18 protein-coding genes are annotated in these 21,107 nt (G+C 45.9%); 6 read left to right on the top strand and 12 right to left on the bottom strand.

Going from position 1 to position 21,107, the window contains the following annotated elements; genetic code table 11:
- Positions 1-491 precede the first annotated feature (491 nt).
- The gene (locus L4D79_RS06125) at positions 492-1,289 is read left to right on the top strand and encodes a PAS domain-containing protein (RefSeq protein WP_428648768.1); all 798 of its coding nucleotides are present in this window, start codon (positions 492-494) and stop codon (positions 1,287-1,289) included.
- 89 nt (positions 1,290-1,378) lie between these two features.
- Here the strand turns inward: L4D79_RS06125 and dcuC are convergent, their stop codons facing one another.
- Together dcuC and iadA are read right to left on the bottom strand one after the other, a co-directional pair.
- Positions 1,379-2,848, bottom strand: coding sequence for a C4-dicarboxylate transporter DcuC (dcuC, locus tag L4D79_RS06120; protein WP_428648766.1), 1,470 nt, complete (start codon positions 2,846-2,848; stop codon positions 1,379-1,381).
- Positions 2,849-2,859: 11 nt separating this feature from the next.
- Positions 2,860-3,996, bottom strand: coding sequence for a beta-aspartyl-peptidase (gene iadA, locus L4D79_RS06115; RefSeq protein WP_428648763.1), 1,137 nt, complete (start codon positions 3,994-3,996; stop codon positions 2,860-2,862).
- A 196-nt stretch (positions 3,997-4,192) separates the two neighbouring features.
- On the opposite strand from iadA, the gene L4D79_RS06110 reads away from it, so the two are divergent.
- On the top strand, positions 4,193-5,089 hold the full coding sequence (locus L4D79_RS06110; protein WP_428648760.1) for a LysR substrate-binding domain-containing protein: 897 nt from the start codon (positions 4,193-4,195) through the stop codon (positions 5,087-5,089).
- 63 nt (positions 5,090-5,152) lie between these two features.
- Here L4D79_RS06110 and L4D79_RS06105 read toward each other — a convergent pair whose 3' ends face one another.
- The 6 genes from L4D79_RS06105 to L4D79_RS06080 all read right to left on the bottom strand — a co-directional run bounded on the left by L4D79_RS06105 (position 5,153) and on the right by L4D79_RS06080 (position 12,052).
- Positions 5,153-6,748: a BCCT family transporter gene (locus L4D79_RS06105; protein ID WP_428648757.1), complete on the bottom strand. Its 1,596-nt coding sequence runs from the start codon at positions 6,746-6,748 to the stop codon at positions 5,153-5,155.
- Positions 6,749-6,887: 139 nt separating this feature from the next.
- Positions 6,888-7,202, bottom strand: coding sequence for a DOPA 4,5-dioxygenase family protein (locus tag L4D79_RS06100; RefSeq protein ID WP_428648755.1), 315 nt, complete (start codon positions 7,200-7,202; stop codon positions 6,888-6,890).
- A gap of 83 nt (positions 7,203-7,285) precedes the next feature.
- Entirely contained in the window at positions 7,286-8,041 is a 756-nt protein-coding gene (locus tag L4D79_RS06095) for a glutamine amidotransferase-related protein (protein ID WP_428648752.1), read from the bottom strand.
- A 9-nt stretch (positions 8,042-8,050) separates the two neighbouring features.
- On the bottom strand, positions 8,051-9,214 hold the full coding sequence (locus L4D79_RS06090; RefSeq protein ID WP_428648749.1) for an iron-containing alcohol dehydrogenase: 1,164 nt from the start codon (positions 9,212-9,214) through the stop codon (positions 8,051-8,053).
- 30 nt (positions 9,215-9,244) lie between these two features.
- Complete coding sequence (locus L4D79_RS06085) at positions 9,245-10,669, bottom strand: aldehyde dehydrogenase family protein (RefSeq protein WP_428648746.1); 1,425 nt, start codon at positions 10,667-10,669, stop codon at positions 9,245-9,247.
- Between the two features lie 15 nt (positions 10,670-10,684).
- On the bottom strand, positions 10,685-12,052 hold the full coding sequence (locus L4D79_RS06080; protein WP_428648744.1) for a glutamine synthetase family protein: 1,368 nt from the start codon (positions 12,050-12,052) through the stop codon (positions 10,685-10,687).
- Between the two features lie 493 nt (positions 12,053-12,545).
- On the opposite strand from L4D79_RS06080, the gene L4D79_RS06075 reads away from it, so the two are divergent.
- The 3 genes from L4D79_RS06075 to L4D79_RS06065 all read left to right on the top strand — a co-directional run bounded on the left by L4D79_RS06075 (position 12,546) and on the right by L4D79_RS06065 (position 14,116).
- Positions 12,546-13,223: a DNA alkylation repair protein gene (locus tag L4D79_RS06075; RefSeq protein WP_428648741.1), complete on the top strand. Its 678-nt coding sequence runs from the start codon at positions 12,546-12,548 to the stop codon at positions 13,221-13,223.
- 142 nt (positions 13,224-13,365) lie between these two features.
- A complete protein-coding gene (locus L4D79_RS06070; protein WP_428648738.1) occupies positions 13,366-13,716 on the top strand; it encodes a RidA family protein in 351 nt (116 codons plus the stop codon).
- Positions 13,717-13,798: 82 nt separating this feature from the next.
- Positions 13,799-14,116, top strand: coding sequence for a DUF1496 domain-containing protein (locus L4D79_RS06065; protein ID WP_428651716.1), 318 nt, complete (start codon positions 13,799-13,801; stop codon positions 14,114-14,116).
- A gap of 110 nt (positions 14,117-14,226) precedes the next feature.
- Here the strand turns inward: L4D79_RS06065 and L4D79_RS06060 are convergent, their stop codons facing one another.
- The 4 genes from L4D79_RS06060 to L4D79_RS06045 form a co-directional block, all read right to left on the bottom strand.
- Positions 14,227-14,391 carry a hypothetical protein gene (locus L4D79_RS06060; RefSeq protein ID WP_166645346.1) on the bottom strand — a complete coding sequence of 55 codons (165 nt, stop codon included), beginning with the start codon at positions 14,389-14,391 and terminating at the stop codon, positions 14,227-14,229.
- A 348-nt stretch (positions 14,392-14,739) separates the two neighbouring features.
- Positions 14,740-15,039, bottom strand: a complete 300-nt coding sequence (locus tag L4D79_RS06055) for a YfcZ/YiiS family protein (protein WP_428648736.1) — start codon at positions 15,037-15,039, stop codon at positions 14,740-14,742.
- A 264-nt stretch (positions 15,040-15,303) separates the two neighbouring features.
- Complete coding sequence (locus tag L4D79_RS06050) at positions 15,304-17,229, bottom strand: RecQ family ATP-dependent DNA helicase (protein ID WP_428648734.1); 1,926 nt, start codon at positions 17,227-17,229, stop codon at positions 15,304-15,306.
- A 140-nt stretch (positions 17,230-17,369) separates the two neighbouring features.
- Positions 17,370-18,956 (bottom strand): methyl-accepting chemotaxis protein, encoded by a 1,587-nt coding sequence (locus L4D79_RS06045; RefSeq protein ID WP_428648731.1) that lies wholly within the window; start codon positions 18,954-18,956, stop codon positions 17,370-17,372.
- Positions 18,957-19,368: 412 nt separating this feature from the next.
- On the opposite strand from L4D79_RS06045, the gene L4D79_RS06040 reads away from it, so the two are divergent.
- Positions 19,369-21,012: a methyl-accepting chemotaxis protein gene (locus tag L4D79_RS06040; protein WP_428648729.1), complete on the top strand. Its 1,644-nt coding sequence runs from the start codon at positions 19,369-19,371 to the stop codon at positions 21,010-21,012.
- Positions 21,013-21,107 lie beyond the last annotated feature (95 nt).

Here is a 21,107-nt window from a genome sequence, read left to right as displayed (position 1 = left end):
AGTAGCTAGGTGTTAAAGTGTGTCAGCATTGCAATGTTCAAATGGTAAAAATGCGCCGAAATTGGTGGCAGAAAGTGAAATTCAAATCAATGTGGAAATGCCCGCAATGTGGTGATTTGGTGTCGATTTCATAATTAGTTATACCAATTAGATTCAGCTATGAATAAAGAAAAGCCGTAGTAAAATGCTACGGCTTTTTCGTTCAGGGAAGGAATGGAAAGTAACCATTATTTTCTCCACTGTGAGTAAAACCTCTTATCATCTGGCTATGACTAACCAGCCACAGCTCGTAGGGAACTGGCGCGTCGCTCGAAATCAAATAGTGACAGACTTGGGATATTGACAACGGTAATAATTAATTCAACGAATGAATATAGCCAAATTTGCTTACAATTAAATAGGTCGTCACATTGATAAAATACACTTATTAGGTATTCTTATGGCGGATTTGAAATGCATAATTTAACTTGGTTTTAGTCGTCATAAAAAAAATGAATATAACAGATGAGCAGTACCTTTATGCAGTAGGACTCAAGAATATCTCCTGTCCATTCCCATGTGCCGTTTACGATAGCCATGGAAACTATATTGCAATGAATAAGTCATACGAAGATCTTCTCGGGTTGGAGAGTGTTCAGGCTCTTGGGGTAAAGAATACGGAGATTCAAAGTAACTTTAGCGACTTTGCTGACATTATTGATATTCAAAATAGGCATGTATTAGAAAGTGGATATTATATTTTTTCAATAAATATCATAAAGATAGGGCTAAGTTGTAAAGCGTACTATGTTTCTAAACGTCCAATAATTAATGCTGACGGTCAAGTAGTTGGTATTGATGTCAGTATGTATAGTACTGGCTTTATTTTTACGCTGTCTTCGGCATTTAATGATCCAACAACGTATTATAACCAAGGTCATGAAGTTGACTTTAAAGCGTCTAGATTATGTGAAAGTTTTACACCGCTACAGGAAACCTATGCCTATTTTATTATGTGTGGCTTTTCTAATGAATTCATCAGTACTGTTCTAGGTAAGTCGATTAAAACGGTTGAGAATAACATGGCGAGGCTGTTTGATAAGGCGCAGCTTCGTTATAGTGTAAATATAACTAGCAGAAAAACACTTCGTGATTATTTACTAAGAAACAGGATCACTAATTTATCACCTGCTGGGGTAATGACAAATACAATTAAAACGTTGACCAAAGTGCATAGTAATCGCACTGATAATGATATTGGCTTGAATGACTTTTCTTTAATATTCAATGACTTTGGTAAAGATATATAGCCTCTGCTTACTTCGTCATATCTTGTTTGGGATGGTATTAAAGAAAAAGCCGTAGCAAATTTCTACGGCTTTGTTGTATTGGCTGGCGCTTAAACTTGAGCGTGTGCTTTAGGTTTGGCTCTGGCTCTGGCTCTGATTATCTTAATGCCGGCAAAGGCTAATACAATTGCACCGGCGAGGAATGGCAATAACTCCATGATTTGACCACTGCGAGTGAAAGTGATGATTAGCATAAGCATCCATCCACTGATCATCGGGATCAGGGTGCGGCGTACGATATCAAATGGCGACAGACCAGAAATACCGGCAACGGCAATGATAACTCCAGCAATAGGTGAAATTGTTCGACCAAACCCCGCTGATAGCTGTATTGGTAGGATCATGTCTGCCACATTGGTCCCAATTTTCTCTGCGATTTGCGGCACCATTGGTGCGAATGAGAAGAAGGCGGCATTACCTGACCCCATCAGTGCTGAAATCGTAAAGGTAAGAATCGCCATAAACAGTACGATTACGCTGGCAGCAAAACCCGCGCCGCTAGCAAGGTTCAGTAGTGCATCGACAGCGCCAATCGACTTGAGGCCCATGGCAAATGTCTGTCCGGCAATGATGAGGGTGACAACAGTAGCGAACACCTTCCCCATGTCATTAAACACACCTTGTAGCTTCTCAAATACAGTTCGAGCTTGACGGTGGCGTAGGTATTCACAACTCAAACTAATAAAGATACTGAGCAAGATTGCGGTAGACATACCAACGTTAATATCCTCAATGGCCATTTTACTGAAGGTCAGCATAAAGAACAGGGGAAGCATAGGCAGGAGAATGTAATAGAGCGGGGTATCTGTGCTGCTGTCTTCGGCTGGGGAGTCTACTGCTGACACTGTCGTTTCAACCCCCTGCTTTTTGTCGAAATAACGCTGAGTAAGCGCATGGATAGCGGCAACAGCAATGATCAGAATGCTGATCACTGGAAGTTGGTCGTTAACAAAGTACTCGGTAATATCTAAGCCTGCAGTCTGTGCGGCTAAAATGGAGTTACCAGAGCCCGGTCCGAATTCAATGGCACAGGTACTTGCCAGAACAGCAGCAACGGCAGCTTTACTGCATCCAAGGCGGATTAACACAGGATAAAGTGTTGCCATCAGCAGTAGGCCAAGTCCCGTTGCGCTTGAGATAAACAGCGCAAGACACTGCCCTAAAATAAAGGCCATTGCGAGCATGAGATAAGGTGAGTTCAGCTTCATCAATGGCTTAGATGTCACCCTTACCATGACCTGACTTGCACCAATGGCAGACATTAACATCGCAAAGCCACCAATCAACATGATTTTCAGCCCTAAGCCTCCTGCGCGGTTGCTGAAGGTGTTGCTGATGTATTCAAAAATATCGAAGCCGATCCAGCCGGTGGATTTATCGACAAAGCTGGCGTTGTTGGTAAAAATAGCCACGATCATCATGGCGATACCGGTCGTAAATAGGACACCTTGCGGGTTGTAGTTTTTGAGGATCAAACGGCCGGCAATGACTAGCCCGATAAGGGCAATAAACAAACTCATAGTTGTATTCCTTACTCGAAGTTTCCAGTTACCAGCATCTCGCCGTGGAGCATCATTGTTTTACCTTGGGCTATTACGCTATTGAGGCTAAAGTCATCGTTGAAGAGACATAGGTCTGCATCACTTCCGATTTCTATCCGGCCTTTTGAGATCCCCAATGAGTCGGCGACATTGGCCGTTAGCATGGCAATAGCACATTCAGGTGTGATCCCGGCTTCTATCAACTTGGGCAATATCAGTAAGTTGCTATCGACATCTGCGGCAGCCATGCCGACGAGTGCACCTGTCTCATCAAATTTCGGCAAGCTTCCGTTTCCATCAGAGCTGATGGTAATGTGGCGTTCTTCAACGCCGCACTCTATCGCGTATTTAACCGCTTGTTCTGGTGGGGTAAAACGACTGCCACCAGAGGTGATGTCGATATAGCCCCCTTTACGGGCAAAGTCGATGGCTTGGTTAAATAAGTGTTCGGTACGGGCGACATGAGTTGGTGAGAAATGATGAATAGGCAGTCCAAGTGCGAGCAGTTCGTTAACTTGCGCGAATGGGTTATCTAGCCCACCCATGTGGATGTGCATCACCCCTCGTTTGCCCGATAACATGCCTGCAATACGGATATCCGAGACGATACGGGCCAGTTCCTCAGTGGTCGGGAATGAACATCGATGGTCTGCAAGGGCAATTTTAACCCCGAGGATTGGTGGGATAAAGGCGATGTCATCGCGGATAGAACCAGTAATGGTTTTAGTTGGGACTTCATAGGATCCCGTGTGCATGAAGGCACTGATCCCTTCTTCCCTCAAAGCGGCTGCCTTGGCATATAAATCACGGGGCGAACGAGAGATACCATCGGTACCAAGTACACCAACGGCAGTGGTTGTTCCTGCTTTTATCAATTTGCTTAGTGTTATTTGCGGCGTGCGACTGGCAAAACCAGCTTCACCACCACCACCGGTTAGATGGAGATGTTGGTCGATTAAGCCCGGTGTCACAATTTTTCCCTGACAGTCGATGATACTCACATCTTTAAGCGCATTAACTTGCATTGATGGGCTAATTGCCAGTACCTTGCCGTGAGAAATTAGAATATCCGTCCTGCCAATAGGTAACGGGGAATAAAGCTCAGCGTTTTTAAGTAGGGTAAACATAGGGTGCTCTTTTGTTATTAGTTTAAGTGATGCTTATTTAAGCAAGCTGTTTTGGCAGAAGGTTCTGTTGTCACCAGTCTGGCTGCCACTCGAAAGAGAGTAACCTTAATTTTATTGTGAGTATTTTTATTTCTATTGCTGTTTTCGAATGAAACTATTCATTGAGATCATGGCTTAGGAAATGGCAGGAGATTTTATGGATTTCAAATGGTTAGACGACTTCATGAGCCTGAGGGAGCTGGGTAATTTTGGTGCGGCGGCTAAGTCGAGGCATGTTACCCAGTCTGCTTTTAGCCGTCGTATACAGGCTTTAGAGCTGTGGGTTGGTACGCCGTTATTTGATCGCACTTCATACCCTATAACCTTAACGGAAAATGGTGAAAAGTTTGTCCCGTATGTGGAAAACCTGCTGGATCAGATCAAGGTGACCAAAGAAGACTTTGCTCAGGTATCATTAAAAACAGAGAACACGGTTCGTATTGTTAGCTTGCATTCGTTTGCCGTGAATCTACTGCCAACCTTGTTTCGGCAGGGCAGTGCTGACTTTCAGAACCTCAACCTGGCCATTAATCCATCGGTGCAGGGGATAGACAACCATTTTCAGGCGCTGTTGGATGGTTCGAGTGATATTCTATTTGCTTACAACACACAGGGAATGCGTCCATCATTTTTGATTGAAGACAAGGTGGAAAAACTGCTGGTTTCCCAAGAAGAGATTATTCCTGTCGTTGCTCCAACGTTGCTGGAAAAGCACTCAGCAGGAAAAGACTACCCGTATTTGGCTTATTCTGAGCATACTTTCTTGTATAACGTTGTGACCCCTTTGGTTGAGAAAAGCCGGTGTCCCCTAAATCAGGTATTCGAGACTACACTCACTGAGTCTTTAATTAAGATGGCGGTCAATGGGTATGGTGTTGCCTGGGCGCCAAGGCATGCGATTGAATCTGAGCTAGCTGAAGGTCTGCTAGTCAGGGCATTTCCTGATATGCCAGAGTTGATGATCACTCTTGATATTATTTGTTATCGCTCGAAAGACGCAAATCGAAAATCGATTACTCAGTTTTGGCACGGATTAAGTCAGGTGGTGGCTTAACCGATTGTTAAAGAAAAGCCGTAGCAAAAAGCTACGGCTTTTCGTTTAGTCGAGGTTTGCTGGTTAGTTAGCGTAAGATAAACGGTAAACTTTTAACTCACTTCGTAAACCTAAAATCAAGCTAAAACATATCACTATCATGATAATAGTAAATGGTAAGGCGGTAGATATCGCTCCTGCTTGCAGAGCTTGAATCGCTTCTGTACCACCGATCCATAGCAGCATTGCCGCGATAGCACCTTCGATAGTCGCCCAGAAAATACGTTGGGGAACCGGTGCATCAATTTTACCGCCAGCCGTAATACTATCGATAACCAGCGATGCTGAGTCAGATGACGTGACGAAAAAGACCATGATTAAGGCAATGGAGATCACTGACAGCGCAGTGCTAAATGGCAGGGCGTCATAGGCATGAAATAGTGACAGTGTGACATCAGTTAGGCCGTTCGTTCCGAGCTCTCCAACTTTACTTACCACTTGCTCAATGGCTAGGCCACCGAAAGCTGACATCCAAATGAGAGTAATAGTGCTAGGGATGAATATTACCGCAGTAATAAATTCACGTACGGTACGGCCCTTTGATACACGGGCGATAAACATACCTACGAATGGTGAGCAAGAAATCCACCAAGCCCAATAGAACACGGTCCAGCCGTTCATCCAAGCTTCATCTTCTCGGCCATGCGGGTTACTTAGTGGAAGGATGTTATCAATGTAGCCAAGTAGTGCTGTTGGCAGCGTTTTCAAAAAGGTCGTAAAGCTGAGCACGATAACGAAGCCAAGAAGAGCGATAGCAACAAGGATGTTAAAATTACTCAATACTTTAACGCCGCCATTAATGCCCCGGATAACCGAAAAAACAGCCAATGAGGTCACAAGTGCGATAACCGTTAATTGAATACCTAGACCATTTTCAAAACCGAATACGTGGCTAAGGCCACTCGCGGCTTGCTGCGCCCCTAAGCCTAATGAGGTTGCAATACCAAATAGGGTAGCCAGTACGGCAAGTACATCAATGATATGACCAAACCAACCCCATGTTCTATCACCCAGTAATGGGTAAAAAACTGAACGGAATGAGAGTGGTAGGCCTTTGTTAAACGCAAAGAACGCCATCGATAAACCGACAACGGCGTACATAGCCCAAGGGTGGAGAGCCCAGTGGAACATGGTTGCGCCAAGGGCAACATATGCTGCCTCTTCTGAGTACGCCTCAACACCAAGTGGTGTTTCAAACCAGCCAGTAAAGTAAGCGGTAGGTTCTGCTACACCCCAGAACATCAATCCGATACCCATTCCGCCAGCGAACAGCATCGCAACCCAAGATAAGTTTGAATGCTCGGGCTTTGCGTCATGGCCACCGATACGAATTTTACCGTATGGTGAAATGATGAGACCAAGACAGAATATTAAGAATAGGTTGCCAGCCCACATGAACAGGTTGTCGAAGTTACTGATGATTTTCCATTTCATGCCATCAAGGCTGGCTTTGGCGGTCTCAGGATCGCTGATTAATAGTGCTATTAGGAAGAAGATGACGAGGCCAGCGCTTGCGCCGAAGACAGGGTTATGAACATCAAACCCCCACTTCTGGATGTTGTCCTGACCGACGGTGTAGTCGGTATTTTCAATACTGTACTTGTCCTTAGTGACAGTCATTATTTCCTCAATTGTTTAGAGTACAAAGTAAATTTCGCTGGTCATGCTAACAAAATCAACTTAAAAAACCAAATTATTGAGATGTTTGTCACTTTAACTGCATAAAACTGTCTGTAGTCTTTTGTTTTTTGTTAAGTGATCAAAACAATATGTCACGCTTGATAGGAAGTGGTTTTCCAAGCCAGATTGCATTGGTCGTGTGATCAGAAATCACGTCATCAGTTACTGGGTGGATTAGCACTGATAATTCACCGCGTTGGGTATCCAGCCACTCAACAAAGCCTTGTTTATCATCAGCAAAATGAACTTCAAACATGGGTTTGCTGTGAGGGCCAACTTCACGGTGAACCAAGGGAAATATGGCGCTTATTTCTTCTCGTAGCGTTATTGTTTGGTGCAACTGTTTAGCTGTGGTTATTTGGCTTTCATCAAAATAGATATGGGCGTGATACATAGGTGTCTCCACGAACTTAAAATGGCATTAGCATGTATTGTAAGCAGTGGAGAAAAAGAGACGAGCTACCTTGCTTGATGAAGTTATTCGGATTTATTGAAGGTATGGTGGTTACCCAAGAGTTGCCTATAACGGAAGAATTGGATGATCCACCGAGTGACTTTAAGGTGATCTGTTGGCTGGTCTAAAGAATCCAATGCGCTGTGGTAAGTCACTGCAGGGTAGTTGTTTTTTCTGAGTTTAATCAAATCGAACAGGTATTCGGGAGTGAACTCCGGGTGGCCTTGAATACCGAGGAAATGCTCTCCGACTAACATGATGCTGTTTGGACAAAACTCATTACCGGCAAGGGTGGTACTCTCTTTGGGGAGGCGAATAACTTGATCTTGATGGCTGACCAGCAGCGACAAGTTTACTGGTGGCTCAGTAAGCCAGGGACAGCTCTGCACTTCTTTCAAATCAACTGTCGCTTGTGCTGCGCCAATCCCCCAGCCTCGGTCTGAACACACCACTTCTCCGGCTAATGCCTGCGCGATCATTTGATGGCCAAAACAGATACCGACAAGGGGGACTTTCTGAAAGTAGAGTTGGTGGATGAACCCCTGGAAAACATTTATCCATCGGCTTTGCTCATAAACACTATACCGGCTACCGCTGGTTAGGTAGCCGTCACACTCCTTGAGAGATTGAGGGTATTGGCCGTCAATTACTCGGTAGAATTGAAGCGTAATATTGGGATCAGATTGGGCAAATAGACTGGAAAACATAGCCGGATAGTTACCATGTTTGGGCTGTAGCTCAGGCCTGACATCATCACACAACAATACACCTAGCTTCATGTTGTTTTCCTATAAATCCAGTGTGCCTTTAAGGGCGTATCGGAATAAGTCCTGGTATTGTTCTTGGGATAGGTGGATAGGGTTTCCACTGGCTGCGGCATCGTTCACTGATTGCGCGGCAATGGCCCCCTGCTCTTTATCATCAACGCCCAATTCCGATAAAGTATGTGGAATGTGAAGCTGTTTTCGCAGCATCAAAATCCATTCAAGAACCCCGTCGAAGCCCTCTTTTTCCAGTTCAAGGTAATGGGACAGCCTGAGCATTTTTTCATGAAGGTAATGCCGGTTGGCGCAGAGCACATAGGGCATCAAGACAGCATTCAGTAGCCCATGGTGTAAGTTGTAGCGCACGCCTAGGGTATGTGCCAAAGCGTGCATCGCACCAAGTCCTTTCTGGAAGGCCGTTGCCCCCATGGTTGAGGCTATTAGCATCTGGGTTCTGGCCTGCATGTTAGTCCCGTCGGTGTAGGCGATAGGGAGGTATAGTTTAATCAGTCGCATCCCTTCAATCGCGATGGCTTCGGCCATGGGGTGGTAACTCGGGGAGCAATACGCTTCGAGATTGTGGGACAGGGCATCCAAGCCGGTTGCGGCGGTGAGGTGCGCGGGTAGGTCAACGGTCAGTCCGGGGTCTAAAATGACCTGCGCAGGCAGCATCTTTGGGTGGAAGATGATGCGCTTGCATTGGTTTTGGGTATCCGTAATAACCGATGCTCTCCCCACTTCCGAACCAGTACCTGCGGTGGTTGGCAAGGCAATGACCGGGGCGATAAGGCTAGCATCGGCTCTTGTCCAATTATCGCCAACATCTTCAAACTGCCACAATGGTTGCTGCTGTTTGGCAGCCAGAGCAATGGCCTTGCCTATATCGATTGACGATCCCCCGCCAATGGCGACAACGCCGTCATGGTTGCCATTTTGAAAGCACTCAATGCCACTTTCTACCTGCTCCCCTGTCGGATTACCGGAAAAATGATCAAAAATTGAGACGGGCAAATCCGCTGTTTGGCAGGATAAGACAATATTTTTGATCGCTTGGGTATCGGTAAGCGAGGGGTCGGTAACAAAGAGTGGTCGCTGGATAGACCTAGCTTGGCATATTAAGGCCAGCTGCGAACTGGCATGTTCACCAACGAGGATTTCTGTAGGGTAGTGCCAATGCAGCAGAGTCATAGGGTCGTCCGATATAATAGGTTAAACGGCTCAATGGGTTGGATGCTTGAGGTGAAATGACTTGGGCCGAGTTAACGTTTCGAATCCGAGTGTCGATAAAGCATAGCCTTTTCCTGAGTGTTTGATTCCGGTCCAAGCAAGGGCTGGGTCGAGATAATCACAACGGTTAGCGAAAAAAGTACCCGTTTCAACCTGTTCGCCAATCGCGATAGCCCGATTGATATCCGAGGTAAATATACTGGCGGTTAAACCGTATTTGCTATCGTTCATTAAATCGATAGCCTCTTGATCTGAATAGACTTTTTGGATGGGTAATACAGGGCCAAATGTTTCTTCTGTCATGATCTGCATGTGATGATTCACATCCGTCAACACCTGCGGAGCGAGGTAAGGGGTGCTAGGTTTACTGTTAGGAAAACAGACTTCTGAGATATGGGCTTGCGCGCCTTGTTGCTTGGCTTCTGTAATTTGTTGGCGGACATGATCGGCAGCTGATGTCGAAATTAAAGGGCCCAACGTCGTATCTTCATCGAGCGGAAAACCCAATTGATACTGATTGACGAGCTGAACCGCCTTTTCGACAAATTCATCGTGTATCCGATAATCGACATAGATCCGCTCAATGGCACAACATGATTGTCCTGCATTATAGAGTGCACCATCAACAATGGTTTCAACGGCTTGGCTTATGTCGGCGTCATTGCAGACATAGGCCGGATCATTCCCACCTAATTCAAGCCCAAGTCCATGGAAGTGGCCGGCAGCAGCGATCTCAACGTTTGCCCCGCCAGTGACCGAACCAGTAAATACCACATGCTGAATTTGTTCACTGCTGACGGTGATTTCTGTCGCGTCATGGCTTAGAAACAAATGCTGGAATATGCCTTCGGGCAGTTGTGCCTCATCAAAAGCTTGTTGGAATCGTTGGGCACAAAGCGGCGTGTGGGAAGACGGCTTTAAGATCACGCTGTTACCTGCCAGCAGGGCCGGAATGATTGAGTTAATCGCGGTGAGGTAGGGGTAGTTCCACGGTGATATCACCAATACCGTACCCAATGCTTCTCTGGTTATATACCGAGTAAACCCCGGTTTTTCAGGGAGCTTAATGGTGGCAAGTGCTTGCTCACTGTGCTTTATCATGTAGCGAGCTCGCTCTTCGACCCCTGTTAATTCACTGCTACTGTGGCGTATGGGCCTTCCCATCATCCAGCTCAATTCGCTGGCAATCATATCTCGGTGGCTAAGTAGTGCATCGATAGCCCGGTTACAGTGTTCTTGCCGTTGTGCTAGAGGAACTTGTTTCCACATCTTTTGGGCGATATTCGCTTTATCCAGTGTTTGCCGGATATCTTCGGGGGTCGCCATCGTCACAGTCGCGACAACGCTGCCATCGGCAGGAGATATCGTATTCTGGATAACTCCTTGTTGCCTGTCGGTTTTGGTTGAATGGTTCAAGTGCCTTTCCTCGCATCAAATAATCTCGAAGTAACGGCTGAGCTCCCAGTCAGTTACATGTTTTCTAAATTCCCTGTCCTCCCATTCTCGTGATGCAGAAAAATGGTCGACAAATGCTTTGCCAAAGAGTGAAACCGCAGCTTCTGATTGCTTGAACTGTTGGGTGGCATCCCATAGCGTGCGTGGTAAGGCGAGGGTATTGCTGTGAGTTTGTTGGTAAGCATTTCCTAACACTGGGTCCGACGGCTCCCAGCCTTGCTCGATTCCAATCAAGCCAGACCCCAAGGCGGCAGCGAGTGCTAAGAATGGGTTGGCATCCGCTGCTCCGATACGGTATTCAATGCGTTGTGACTTTTGTGAACCGGTGATCACCCGTAATGACGTGGTACGGTTTTCGACTCCCCAAGTGGCATCGGTTGGGGCCCAAAAACCCGGAATCATACGGCTGTAGCTGTTGACGGATGGTGCGACCATACACAGAAGTTCAGGCATCAAGCGCTGTTGGCCGGCGAGAAAATGCCGTTGCAGGGCACTCATCGAGTGGGTTTGCTCAGCATCGAAGAAAACATTGTTGCCGTCTTGGTCTTTGAGGGAAAGGTGGATATGCCCGCTCTGACCAGGGTAATCATTACTCCACTTGGCCATGAATGTCGCCATCAGGTTATTCTTCTGGGCCAGTACTTTCATATAGGTTTTAAACAGCGCGGCCTTGTCTGCAGCATGGCAAGCATAGTCAACGGCGATCGCTGCTTCAATCACCCCTGGGCCGGTCTCGGAATGGATCCCTTCAATGGGAAAATCCATGGTCTCGGCCATCGCAAGGATAGATTGATAGAGTTCGGAGTAGGTCGAGTTCCGTATCATCGAATAGCCAAACCAATCTGGGGTAATTGGCTCTAGATTGCGAAAACCTTTTTCTCGCACAGAGTGGGGTGTTTCGCGGAAGAGGAAAAATTCATACTCGAAAGCAGCTCTGGGGATCAGTCCCATGGTTTTGGCTTTATCAAGCACTCGGTGCAATGTTGCCCTTGGGCATACTGATTCTGCTTCTCCTGCAAATTCAGCCATAAACAAGAGCATGCCATCTTCACCTAATACGTCACGGCAACTGGAAGGGATAATGCGCACTGGTGCATCGGGATAGCCGGTGTGCCAACCCGTATATTGGGTATTGTCATAGAGTTGATCTTTGACATCCCACCCCAAGACTACGTCACAAAAGGCAAAACCATTATCGAGCGAAGAAAAGAATTTTTCTTTAGACATGTACTTGCCGCGCATCACGCCATCATTGTCGAACAGCCCGACCTTGACGTGGCTGAGCTTGCGCTCTTCAACGAGTTGCTTGGCATCGTTAACCGTTTTGACCTCTCTTGGCACCATAAGCGGGTATCCCTTCTGTTGGCTAAGCGGTGTTAAATTGAATAGGCAACTAAGCGTAGTAATTAGGATTTTTTTATTATTGTTATAAACCTAGGAAGAGGTCGGACATTCGTCAACTTTATCAATAGGGTGAAAAAGTCTTAGACATACCCAAGTAACCTCAAGGTGTTTGATTCAGCGAGAGTTACTTGAATGATAGGCAAGGCAGCGAATTTGATGATCTAGTGGTTCTAAATCAAGAATCGCTAACACCGCCTAGTATTCAAGTAAACTCGCCCTTTGGGAGCTCATCAAGGCGCCCATTTCTGTGTCAAATAACCTCGAAATAGACTGCTATTCCATTCGGTTATTTTCCTTGAACTGAACACCTTGATGAAGCTCTGAATTTTACAACTTGAGGTCACTTGGGTATGAGACATTGGTACTGAGCCAGTAACTGTGTTCCAATAACAGCAAAATATATTAATGATAAGTAAAGAAAAGGAAGTTATTGATGTCACTTGTTATTCCTATGGTGATATTCATGCAGCAGCGAATGGCCGAAGCGGGTAATGCCGAAGATGCGAAAGCCATGCAAGCGTATATGAAAACCGAACAGGCTTTTTATGGTGTAAAGGCACCAGAACGAAAGGCTATTTTTAAGCAAGCCCGAGAGCACACTGCGATCACCTCTTTTATTGAGTACAAGCGATTGGTGCTTTGGTTGTGGTCAGGAGTCAACCGCGAAGAGCAATACCTCGCGATGGATGCTGCTGAATACTACAAGTCTTTTCGTATTCTAGAGGCGTTTCCCGTTTACGAAGAGATGCTTACAGAAGCAAGTCATTGGGACACGGTTGACAAAATCGCCTCGAATCTTATCGGTCCGCTGGTAAAAGAGCATCGTGAGCTTGAAGATGTCGTTCGGGGATGGCGCCAGTCGGACAATATGTGGCTACGCCGTGCCTCACTACTTGTTCACCTCAAACACAAGCAAGAAACAAACCTTTCCCTGCTTGAAGAAACAATTTTGATGCTAGCGAATGAAAAAGAGTTTTTTATTCGAAAAGCGATTGGTTGGGTGTTGAGAGAATACGCCAAGACGGATGCGGAATATGTGAAATCCTTTGTTCACCGTTACCAAGAACAATTATCTCCCTTGAGCCAGCAAGAAGCGGTGAAGAATCTGTAAATACTCGAATGGCTATCAAATTGATAGTTATAAATTCTTTTTACTGCGTTGTGTGCAGTTGTTAATATAGCACTGAACCGTAATCAAAAGAATTACATTGTATTAAGGTCATTAGGCCCAATAACATAAGAAGGCATTTATTGTGATTGAACGTCAAGAAACTGGTCAGCGTATGAGCCGTATCGTTAAGCATAATGGTACTGTTTACCTGTGTGGCCAAGTGTGTGCAGATGCGACACAAGGTATCACTGAGCAAACTCAAACGATGCTGGATAAAGTAGAGACGCTACTGGAACAGGCTGGCAGTGATAAAGAGCACATGCTTTCTGCGACAATCTACATCAAAGATATGAAAGACTTTGCTGAAATGAATGCAGTATGGGATAGCTGGGTACCAGCAGGTCATGCTCCAGCTCGTGCTTGTGTTGAAGCGAGCATGGCACGTGATGTCTTGCTAGTAGAAATTTCTGTTGTCGCAGCAGTTAAAGCTTAATCCAATAGCTAAACCGGTCGATGTTAATAGTTAAGCTTTAGTTGGTTGTAAGCTGTCGGTGTTTATCAAGGAGGGTATCGTGATGAGAAAACGGGGTTCGATATGGCAGGCATCTCGTAAAGGTACTTCCAGTACTCGGTTTTTTGTATTTGCTTTGCCCTTGTTATTGGCGTTGCCACTGTCACTTCCAGTCATGGCAAAAGAAATATCTGTAAAGTCACAGCCTAAATTGAGCCTTGAAGGCACATTCAATACTCAACGTGTTTGCTTTTATGAAGGGCAGTCTTATTCGTTGGGGGCAGTGATCGCCATTGAGGGCGTATTGCTGGAATGCCAGCCGGAAAAACACTTCGAAACCAATGGTGCCCTGAAGTGGGGCAAGATTGAAAAGAAGCCGTAGCTAAAAACTAAACTGGCAAAGTGTCCATAAAGAAAATGCAGCCAAATCCAAGAGGATTGGCTGCATTGTCGTAACAGGGGGAAATGTTACTTGAATATCAAATTACTGGGTTAGCGAATCAGACGACCTGAATCAGGGCCAAGCTTACCAGTACCACCTTCATGGTGAGCAGTTTTTGCTCCCATTTCTTGCATCAAAAACTCTTTCAATGCTGCAGATTCGCGCTCGTTGGTTGGCTTCCAGTTAGAGATCACTCGTGCTTTATTGCTGTTCATCGAATATTTCCTTTTCTATCCATGATATGGGCTTAATATCATGTGCTTAGTGATTCATAGTGTTGCTGTTATTTTCATACAAAACGAAACCAATTTCCACTATTAATTCGCTTTGCGAATGCACTTAATTTGATACTCATTGATAACAGAGGATTGCTTATAGGCATATCTGACCAGTATGCTGGGAATATATGCAAGCAAATAGAGTAACTATGTCCATATTGAGTGCTTTATTAAATATAGCCGCAAAATGGTACAAAAAAAGCCGATACCACAAAGGAATCGGCTTTTCTAAATCATGAGAAAAATGTTGTAAAATTACACGATTTCTCAGTTTGTTAAGTGCAATTAACGCATTAGTGAGCGTGTTTTAAGCTCGAAAATGAGTTTTTCTGCGCTGCACTCGAATTGGATGCGTGCTGTTAGCTCAGTACTGTCATCTGCAAGCGGGCTTACTTCATGCTTGAAGTTAGCATTAACTTCCTTAGCGAGGGCAAGGTAGTTAGCAAGTTCAGCTTCTAGTGCTGCTTTATCGCCACCGAAGATTTTTACATCAGCAACATCATCATTTTCTTTGATGATAAAACCCATCTCAGCTGATACACCGCAGGCTTCGCAGGTTTGGTATTCTTGGCTTTCGTTTGTCATGGCGTTTACTCTATCTCCATTTGTATTATACCCAAGTAACTTCAAGGTGCTTGCTTCCCCTTCGGTAGCTCTAAATCCTGCAATTTAAAGTCACTTGAGTTTATGTGGACATCATAAAACGTTGTGACGAAGATCGCTATGGGGTAATGTTATTTTTCATAATACAAATGACATCAGCGATAGGAAATAGCCTTTCATACAGAAAGGAGGGTGGAGTATACCCAAGTAACGTCAAGTCACTTGGGTATCTGTGATTTAACTCGGTTAGCTCAGGTTGGGATAAAGCTGATGAATTTGAGTCAACGTCTGCTGAAACGGGTAGTGTTCCATTTTACCAAACCCTGATAGCTGACGAGCTTTAATCGCGTTGTGAAGCGGGCTTGTCATTCCGCAAAGGAAACGGGTGACTGCTGCAGCTGAAGGTAAAGTAGGACAAGCGGCAATGAATGGGTCACACCATGCTTTAAGCATGTTCTCCGATACTTCAGCCAGCTGGGTATCGGATGGCAGTTTGGCAACGCTTCCACGACAGACCGAGCAATGACCACATTGCTGAGGTGCTCGATGATCCGCAAAGTAGCTGGCCAATTCGTGGCTGAGGCACTGCTGGCTTTCAAAGAAGGCGAGCATATTGTCTAACCTGGCAATTTCACTCTGTTCTTTGGCTTTGAACAGGTGATACAAACGACCTGCTTCTTCTTTGATATCAAAGTTTGGGTTAATCACGCGGTACACGTCAGTCATCTGTTTGCTTTCCAAAACAACCCAGCCTTTTTCACTGAAGTAGTCAATCGCGGCGACAACACGTTTACGCTCTGTCTGGGCAGTCTGCCATAAGGCATCGAAATCAACCGTATGCCAGGTGCGCGCTTTGGGAGAGCAGGCAAAGATGTGGCTGACGAAGCTTTGTCGCTCACCTTGGAACTGGTTGATAATAAATTCCTGCTCAACAAGCAGTTTAAAGCGGTAATCAGCAAAGTAGGTGTACTGAGGTTCAATGATTTGGGCCATTTCCAAATAAACCAGCAGTGTTTTTAGTGGCAACATGCGGATATTACTTTCTTTGGAGAGCCGCAGTTGCACCACTTCCCACTGTGGTACATTTTGTTGGATTAGCCCAAGTACCGTTTCAATCGAAGATTGATCGGGAGTATCGCCATACACGAAATTTTCCAGCACATTGAGTCCTGACTTGCTGCCAAGCAGTATGCAGTTGGAAGGCTGTCCATCACGGCCGGCTCTGCCGATCTCCTGACTGTAGTTTTCTATTGATTTGGGAAGATCAAAGTGAATAACTCGACGAATGTCTGCTTTGTCGATCCCCATACCAAAGGCAATGGTGGCAATCGTACATTGGTGTTTACCCGCCATGAAATCACGTTGGATTTGCTGGCGACGATCACTGTCCATCCCGGCATGGTATGCCTGTGCCATGATCCCTTGTTGTTGTAGCGACGCTGCGAGTTCTTCAGCTGTTTTTTGCAACGTCACATAAACAATGCTCGGCAGAGACGGGTCGCTAGCCAGCGTATTGTATAAAGCCGCTTGCTTTTCAGCGTCTGGGGTCGGGGCGATGGTTAAATCCAGGTTTGCACGATAGAAGCCTGTGATCACGATATTGCTTTCATCAATCCCGAACTTTTGCCCCATGTCACTGATGACGGCGGGTGTCGCCGTAGCGGTAAGCAACAGTACCTGCGGGATATTTAATGACTGCCGATATTGTGGCAGCTTCAGGTAGTCTGGACGGAAGTTATGGCCCCACTCGGAAATACAGTGTGCTTCATCGACGACCAGAAGAGAAATAGGCACTTGTGAAATGAACTGGCGAAAACGTTCGTTGTTCAATCTCTCGACCGAAATCATCAGAATTTTGATGGTGCCCGACCGTACCCCTTGCATGACTTGTTGCGTTTCTTCCCAGCTTTGGCTCGAGTCAATTGACGCTGCCTGTATGCCTTTAATATGGAGGAAGCTGATCTGATCTTTCATCAATGCCAGCAATGGAGAGATCACCAATGTCAGGTGAGGAAGCTGCAAAGCGGGCAGTTGATAGCACAGTGACTTGCCCGACCCTGTAGGGAAAATCGCTGCAGCAGACTGGCCTGCAATGACTTTTCCAATCACGTCATCTTGTCCGGGGCGCAGGCTATCGAAGCCAAAATACTGTTTTAGGTTGTTGAGATACATGAGCAACACACATTAAGAGGGCAATATCCCGATCATACCTAAGTATGGGGAGATTGCCCATGTGGGTAGCCAGATTGCTATCAAATTCAAGCTAGCGAGATAATGATAGCGGGTGAGTTGCAGGTAATTGTGAAGTGGCTTTAGTGGTTCTTAAACCTGTCTGCCAATAGATAGAAATCATCAACTCGCCGCTTAAGTTCGGCACTGCTCTGTTCGACTTGGCTGACTCCCTCGAGGTTTTGCTGAGATGTGTCGGCAAAAGCATGGATATGTTCACTGGTTTGCTGGGCATGGGACTCTTGGCTCTGTGCCGAGGATGACACTTGGTCGACAAGTTCATTGATAGCCTTCATGTTTTGCTCAACAGTGCTCAATGCTTCAGCCCCTTGGGCTGCTTGCTCGACACACACTAAGGTGTCGTTATGGTTGTTCTTAATCAAGACTTGCCAGTTTTCAATGGTGGCCAGCATATTGCCAATACTGGTTTGGATTTGTTCCGTTGCTGTTTGAGTGCGGGAAGATAAAGCGCGAACTTCATCGGCAACTACAGCAAAACCTCGGCCATGTTCGCCGGCACGGGCAGCTTCTATGGCAGCGTTGAGGGCAAGCAAGTTGGTTTGATCTGCAATCCCACTGATTTCTGACATCACGGCACTGACGGTACTGGCCTCGGTGCTGAGTTTGTCTGTTGCATCAGTGGCTTGGCGGGCTTGTGTCGAAAGAGCATTCAGGCTTGACTGGGTCGCATCGAGTTGGGTGCGGGTCACCGAACATTGTTCTCGGGTTAGATCCAGAAGCTGATGGCTCTCGCTGGCGTGTACAGAGATGGTCCGTGCTGAATCGGAGATATTGTCGATTGCTGTCGCGATATGCTGGACCGTTGTGTTTTGGTCAGCAATGGCACCATTGACCCGGCTGGTGGTATCACTTAAATCATCGGCTAAGTCATGCAAAGGTGCTGCAGAATCGGTCATTCTACCCAATACTGTGCGCATACCAGCTGAAGCCATTTTTAGGTGGTAGTCGACCACCGAAAACGAGTCTGTCCCCGAAAAAATGGCTCGGCTGAGGCTGTCATATTGTGATTTCAAGTGCTTAATTTTCGACGGCGTACCGAACAACTCTTGACGGAATAATGTGCCTAGGACCAGAGCAGGGGAAAGTGCCACCAAGGCATTTAGGCTTACACCGCTTGTCATCAATACTGCTGCAGAGGGGAGGGTACAGGCGGCTAGGAGCAGACCGTACTTTATTGGGCTTGGCAGGGATAAAGACAGGGTTTTGCTGCCACGTTCTGCTTTAATTAACTGCTTATAAGCCGTTTCAGCTGTTTTCACTAGTTGAGCGTCGGGTTTAACCCTTACGGATTGATAGCCGACGATAGTGCCATTTTCATAAATTGGGGTGACGTAGGCATCAACCCAGTAGTAACCACCGCTTTTAGTGCGATTTTTTACTATCCCCCGCCAAGCCTTTTTGGCTTGAACCTGCTGCCAAAGGTCGGCAAAAGCCACTTTCGGCATATCTTGGTGCCGAATAATGTTGTGGTTTTGCCCGAGTAATTCTTGTTCAGAATACCCAGCAACACGGCAAAAAGCGGCATTACAGTACGTAATGACACCTTTAAGGTCAGTGGTTGAAACTAATTGCTCACCTTTTGCGAATGTCACTTCCTGATTGTGTTTTGGCTGGTGGGTAGCGTTGACTGTTGGTGTTGAGCGCGTCACTAGATAACCCTTTGTAAGTATATTGTTGTTTTTTAGGCAATGAGAGCATACCGATGTATCAAATGGAAATATTTTGTCTTTTTTTGATCTGATTTGTTAACTCGGGCGTGTTGTGCTGTTAATTTGTAATCAAATTAAGAAGTTGCCAATTTTTTGACACGAGTGAGGATTGCGTCATCAATGGCTCAAAGCGCTTTGTAAAGGGGGAAATGTAATGAACTCAGTTGGATAAACGTCATCATTCAATATTGAGCATATGGATGAGTGTTAAAATAGCGCTTCAAAAACAACGCCTTGATTTGTCACTCTGCATTGTTGTTGTCGGTAGGCTCAACATTGTTTCTTGTTTGATTCTGAATAGGTAGCGGCAAGCTGTTGAATCAAGTGAGAAAAAAATCAATTGGAGTGTACTATGCCTTGGATTCACCATCTGAGCTTTCGCTGGAAGTTTCTGATCCCGGTTATTTTTGCTGTCACCATGTTCGTGGTGTTTTTTGCTTTCGTCGTATCGGTGTTGATTGACCAAGAGAGAATTAATCACTTTCTAGACCAGAGAATTGAACCGGCATTGGCGCAAATGGATCAGGGTTATCGAGATCTTTATCAGCTAAACACGGCTGCCCAAGGGGTCGTACTTGCCTCCGGTGATAAAAGGTTTCTTGCGTATAACATTGAGCTGTTTGAAGATAATGAGCCTAAGGCGCTGAGAAGGTTATTATCAGCGCAGCCATTGGTTGCCGAAGGCTTAATCGGTGGTGGTAATCAAGCTGTCTTGAACGCGATTCAATCCCAATATCAGCAGTTGATTCAGCATTACGCCACTATCGTTAGTGACCCATCTCAGGCAGAACAATACTATTTTACTAACCGTGAAATAATGAATGAAGGGTTTACCGCTTTAATTGATGAATTCATGTTGCTGAGAGCGGCGATCGAACAAAAAGAAGCGTCGGTAAAGCAGGATCTGGTAGATAAAGTCGACTGGGCTACCATTTTGTTAGAAGTGGGGGTGATAGTTACGGCTTTGGTATCCCTAGCTGGAACCTGGTTTCTATCCAGCATTATAATTTCTCCGCTTAAGAAACTCACTGCCGCCATGAATGATATTGCCAGTGGTGATGGTGATTTAACGCAGCGAGTCAAAGTGGAAAGCAAGGACGAAGTCGGACAATTAGGGAAGGGCTTCAATGCGTTTGTCTCGGAAATCCATCATACGATCATTGATGTTTCGGCGACATTGCAGGTTGTGCAAGAGACTACTGGAAATATTCAGAATGAGACTAAGAATGTTGCCATTCATGCCAACTCGCAACAGGAAGAGAGTGCCCATGTAGCCACCGCTGTGCATGAAATGAGTGCGACCAGCGACAATGTCAGTCAGCACGCGGGCGAAGCTGCACAAGCTAGCCAGCATGCCAGTGATGAGTCCAAAGCAGCGAAAAACGTATTGGAAAATGCCGTCAGCTCGATTCACCAATTATCTGAGGATATTGAAGGCTCCAACCAAGTGATCACCGAACTTGAGCGCGACGTTGCTAATATTGCCTCCATTCTGGATGTCATCCGTGGCATTGCCGAACAGACCAATTTACTGGCACTGAATGCAGCGATTGAAGCGGCCCGCGCTGGTGAACAGGGAAGGGGCTTTGCAGTGGTGGCCGATGAAGTACGTTCACTTGCGAGCAAAACACAAATGAGTACCGGCGAAATCCAAGCAATGATTGAGCGTTTGCAACATGGGGCTAAGCAAGCAGTAGCCGCTATGGAGCGCAGTCGTGAGAGTGGTATTGCAACCGTTAGCCAGGCAAATACCGCCAATGAATCCTTGGATCTTATTAGTCACTCCATCGACGTCATTAACGAAATGAACCTGCAAATTGCGACTGCTGCGAATCAACAGAGCCAAGTGAGTGAAGATATTAGCCAGAATGTCCAGAAAATTGCTGGTAAAAGTCAGGAAGTGGTCGGGAAGGTAAGTACAACGGAAGCAGCATTCATACAACTTGCAACGCAATGCCAAAAGTTGCGGCAACAAGTTGGCCGTTTTCAGGTTTGATACCCATTGATTGCTAGCGAAGCCCCACGACGGTGGGGCTTTTTTTATTGAAGTTCAGGGAGGTAGCCATTGTATTGATGTAGTTGCATACGGTA

It is taken from the genome of Photobacterium satsumensis, from assembly GCF_050336935.1.
GTDB classification, from domain to species: Bacteria; Pseudomonadota; Gammaproteobacteria; order Enterobacterales; family Vibrionaceae; genus Photobacterium; species Photobacterium satsumensis.
Note: the sequence above shows the minus strand (reverse complement) of the source record. Positions and strands in the feature narration are given on the sequence as shown.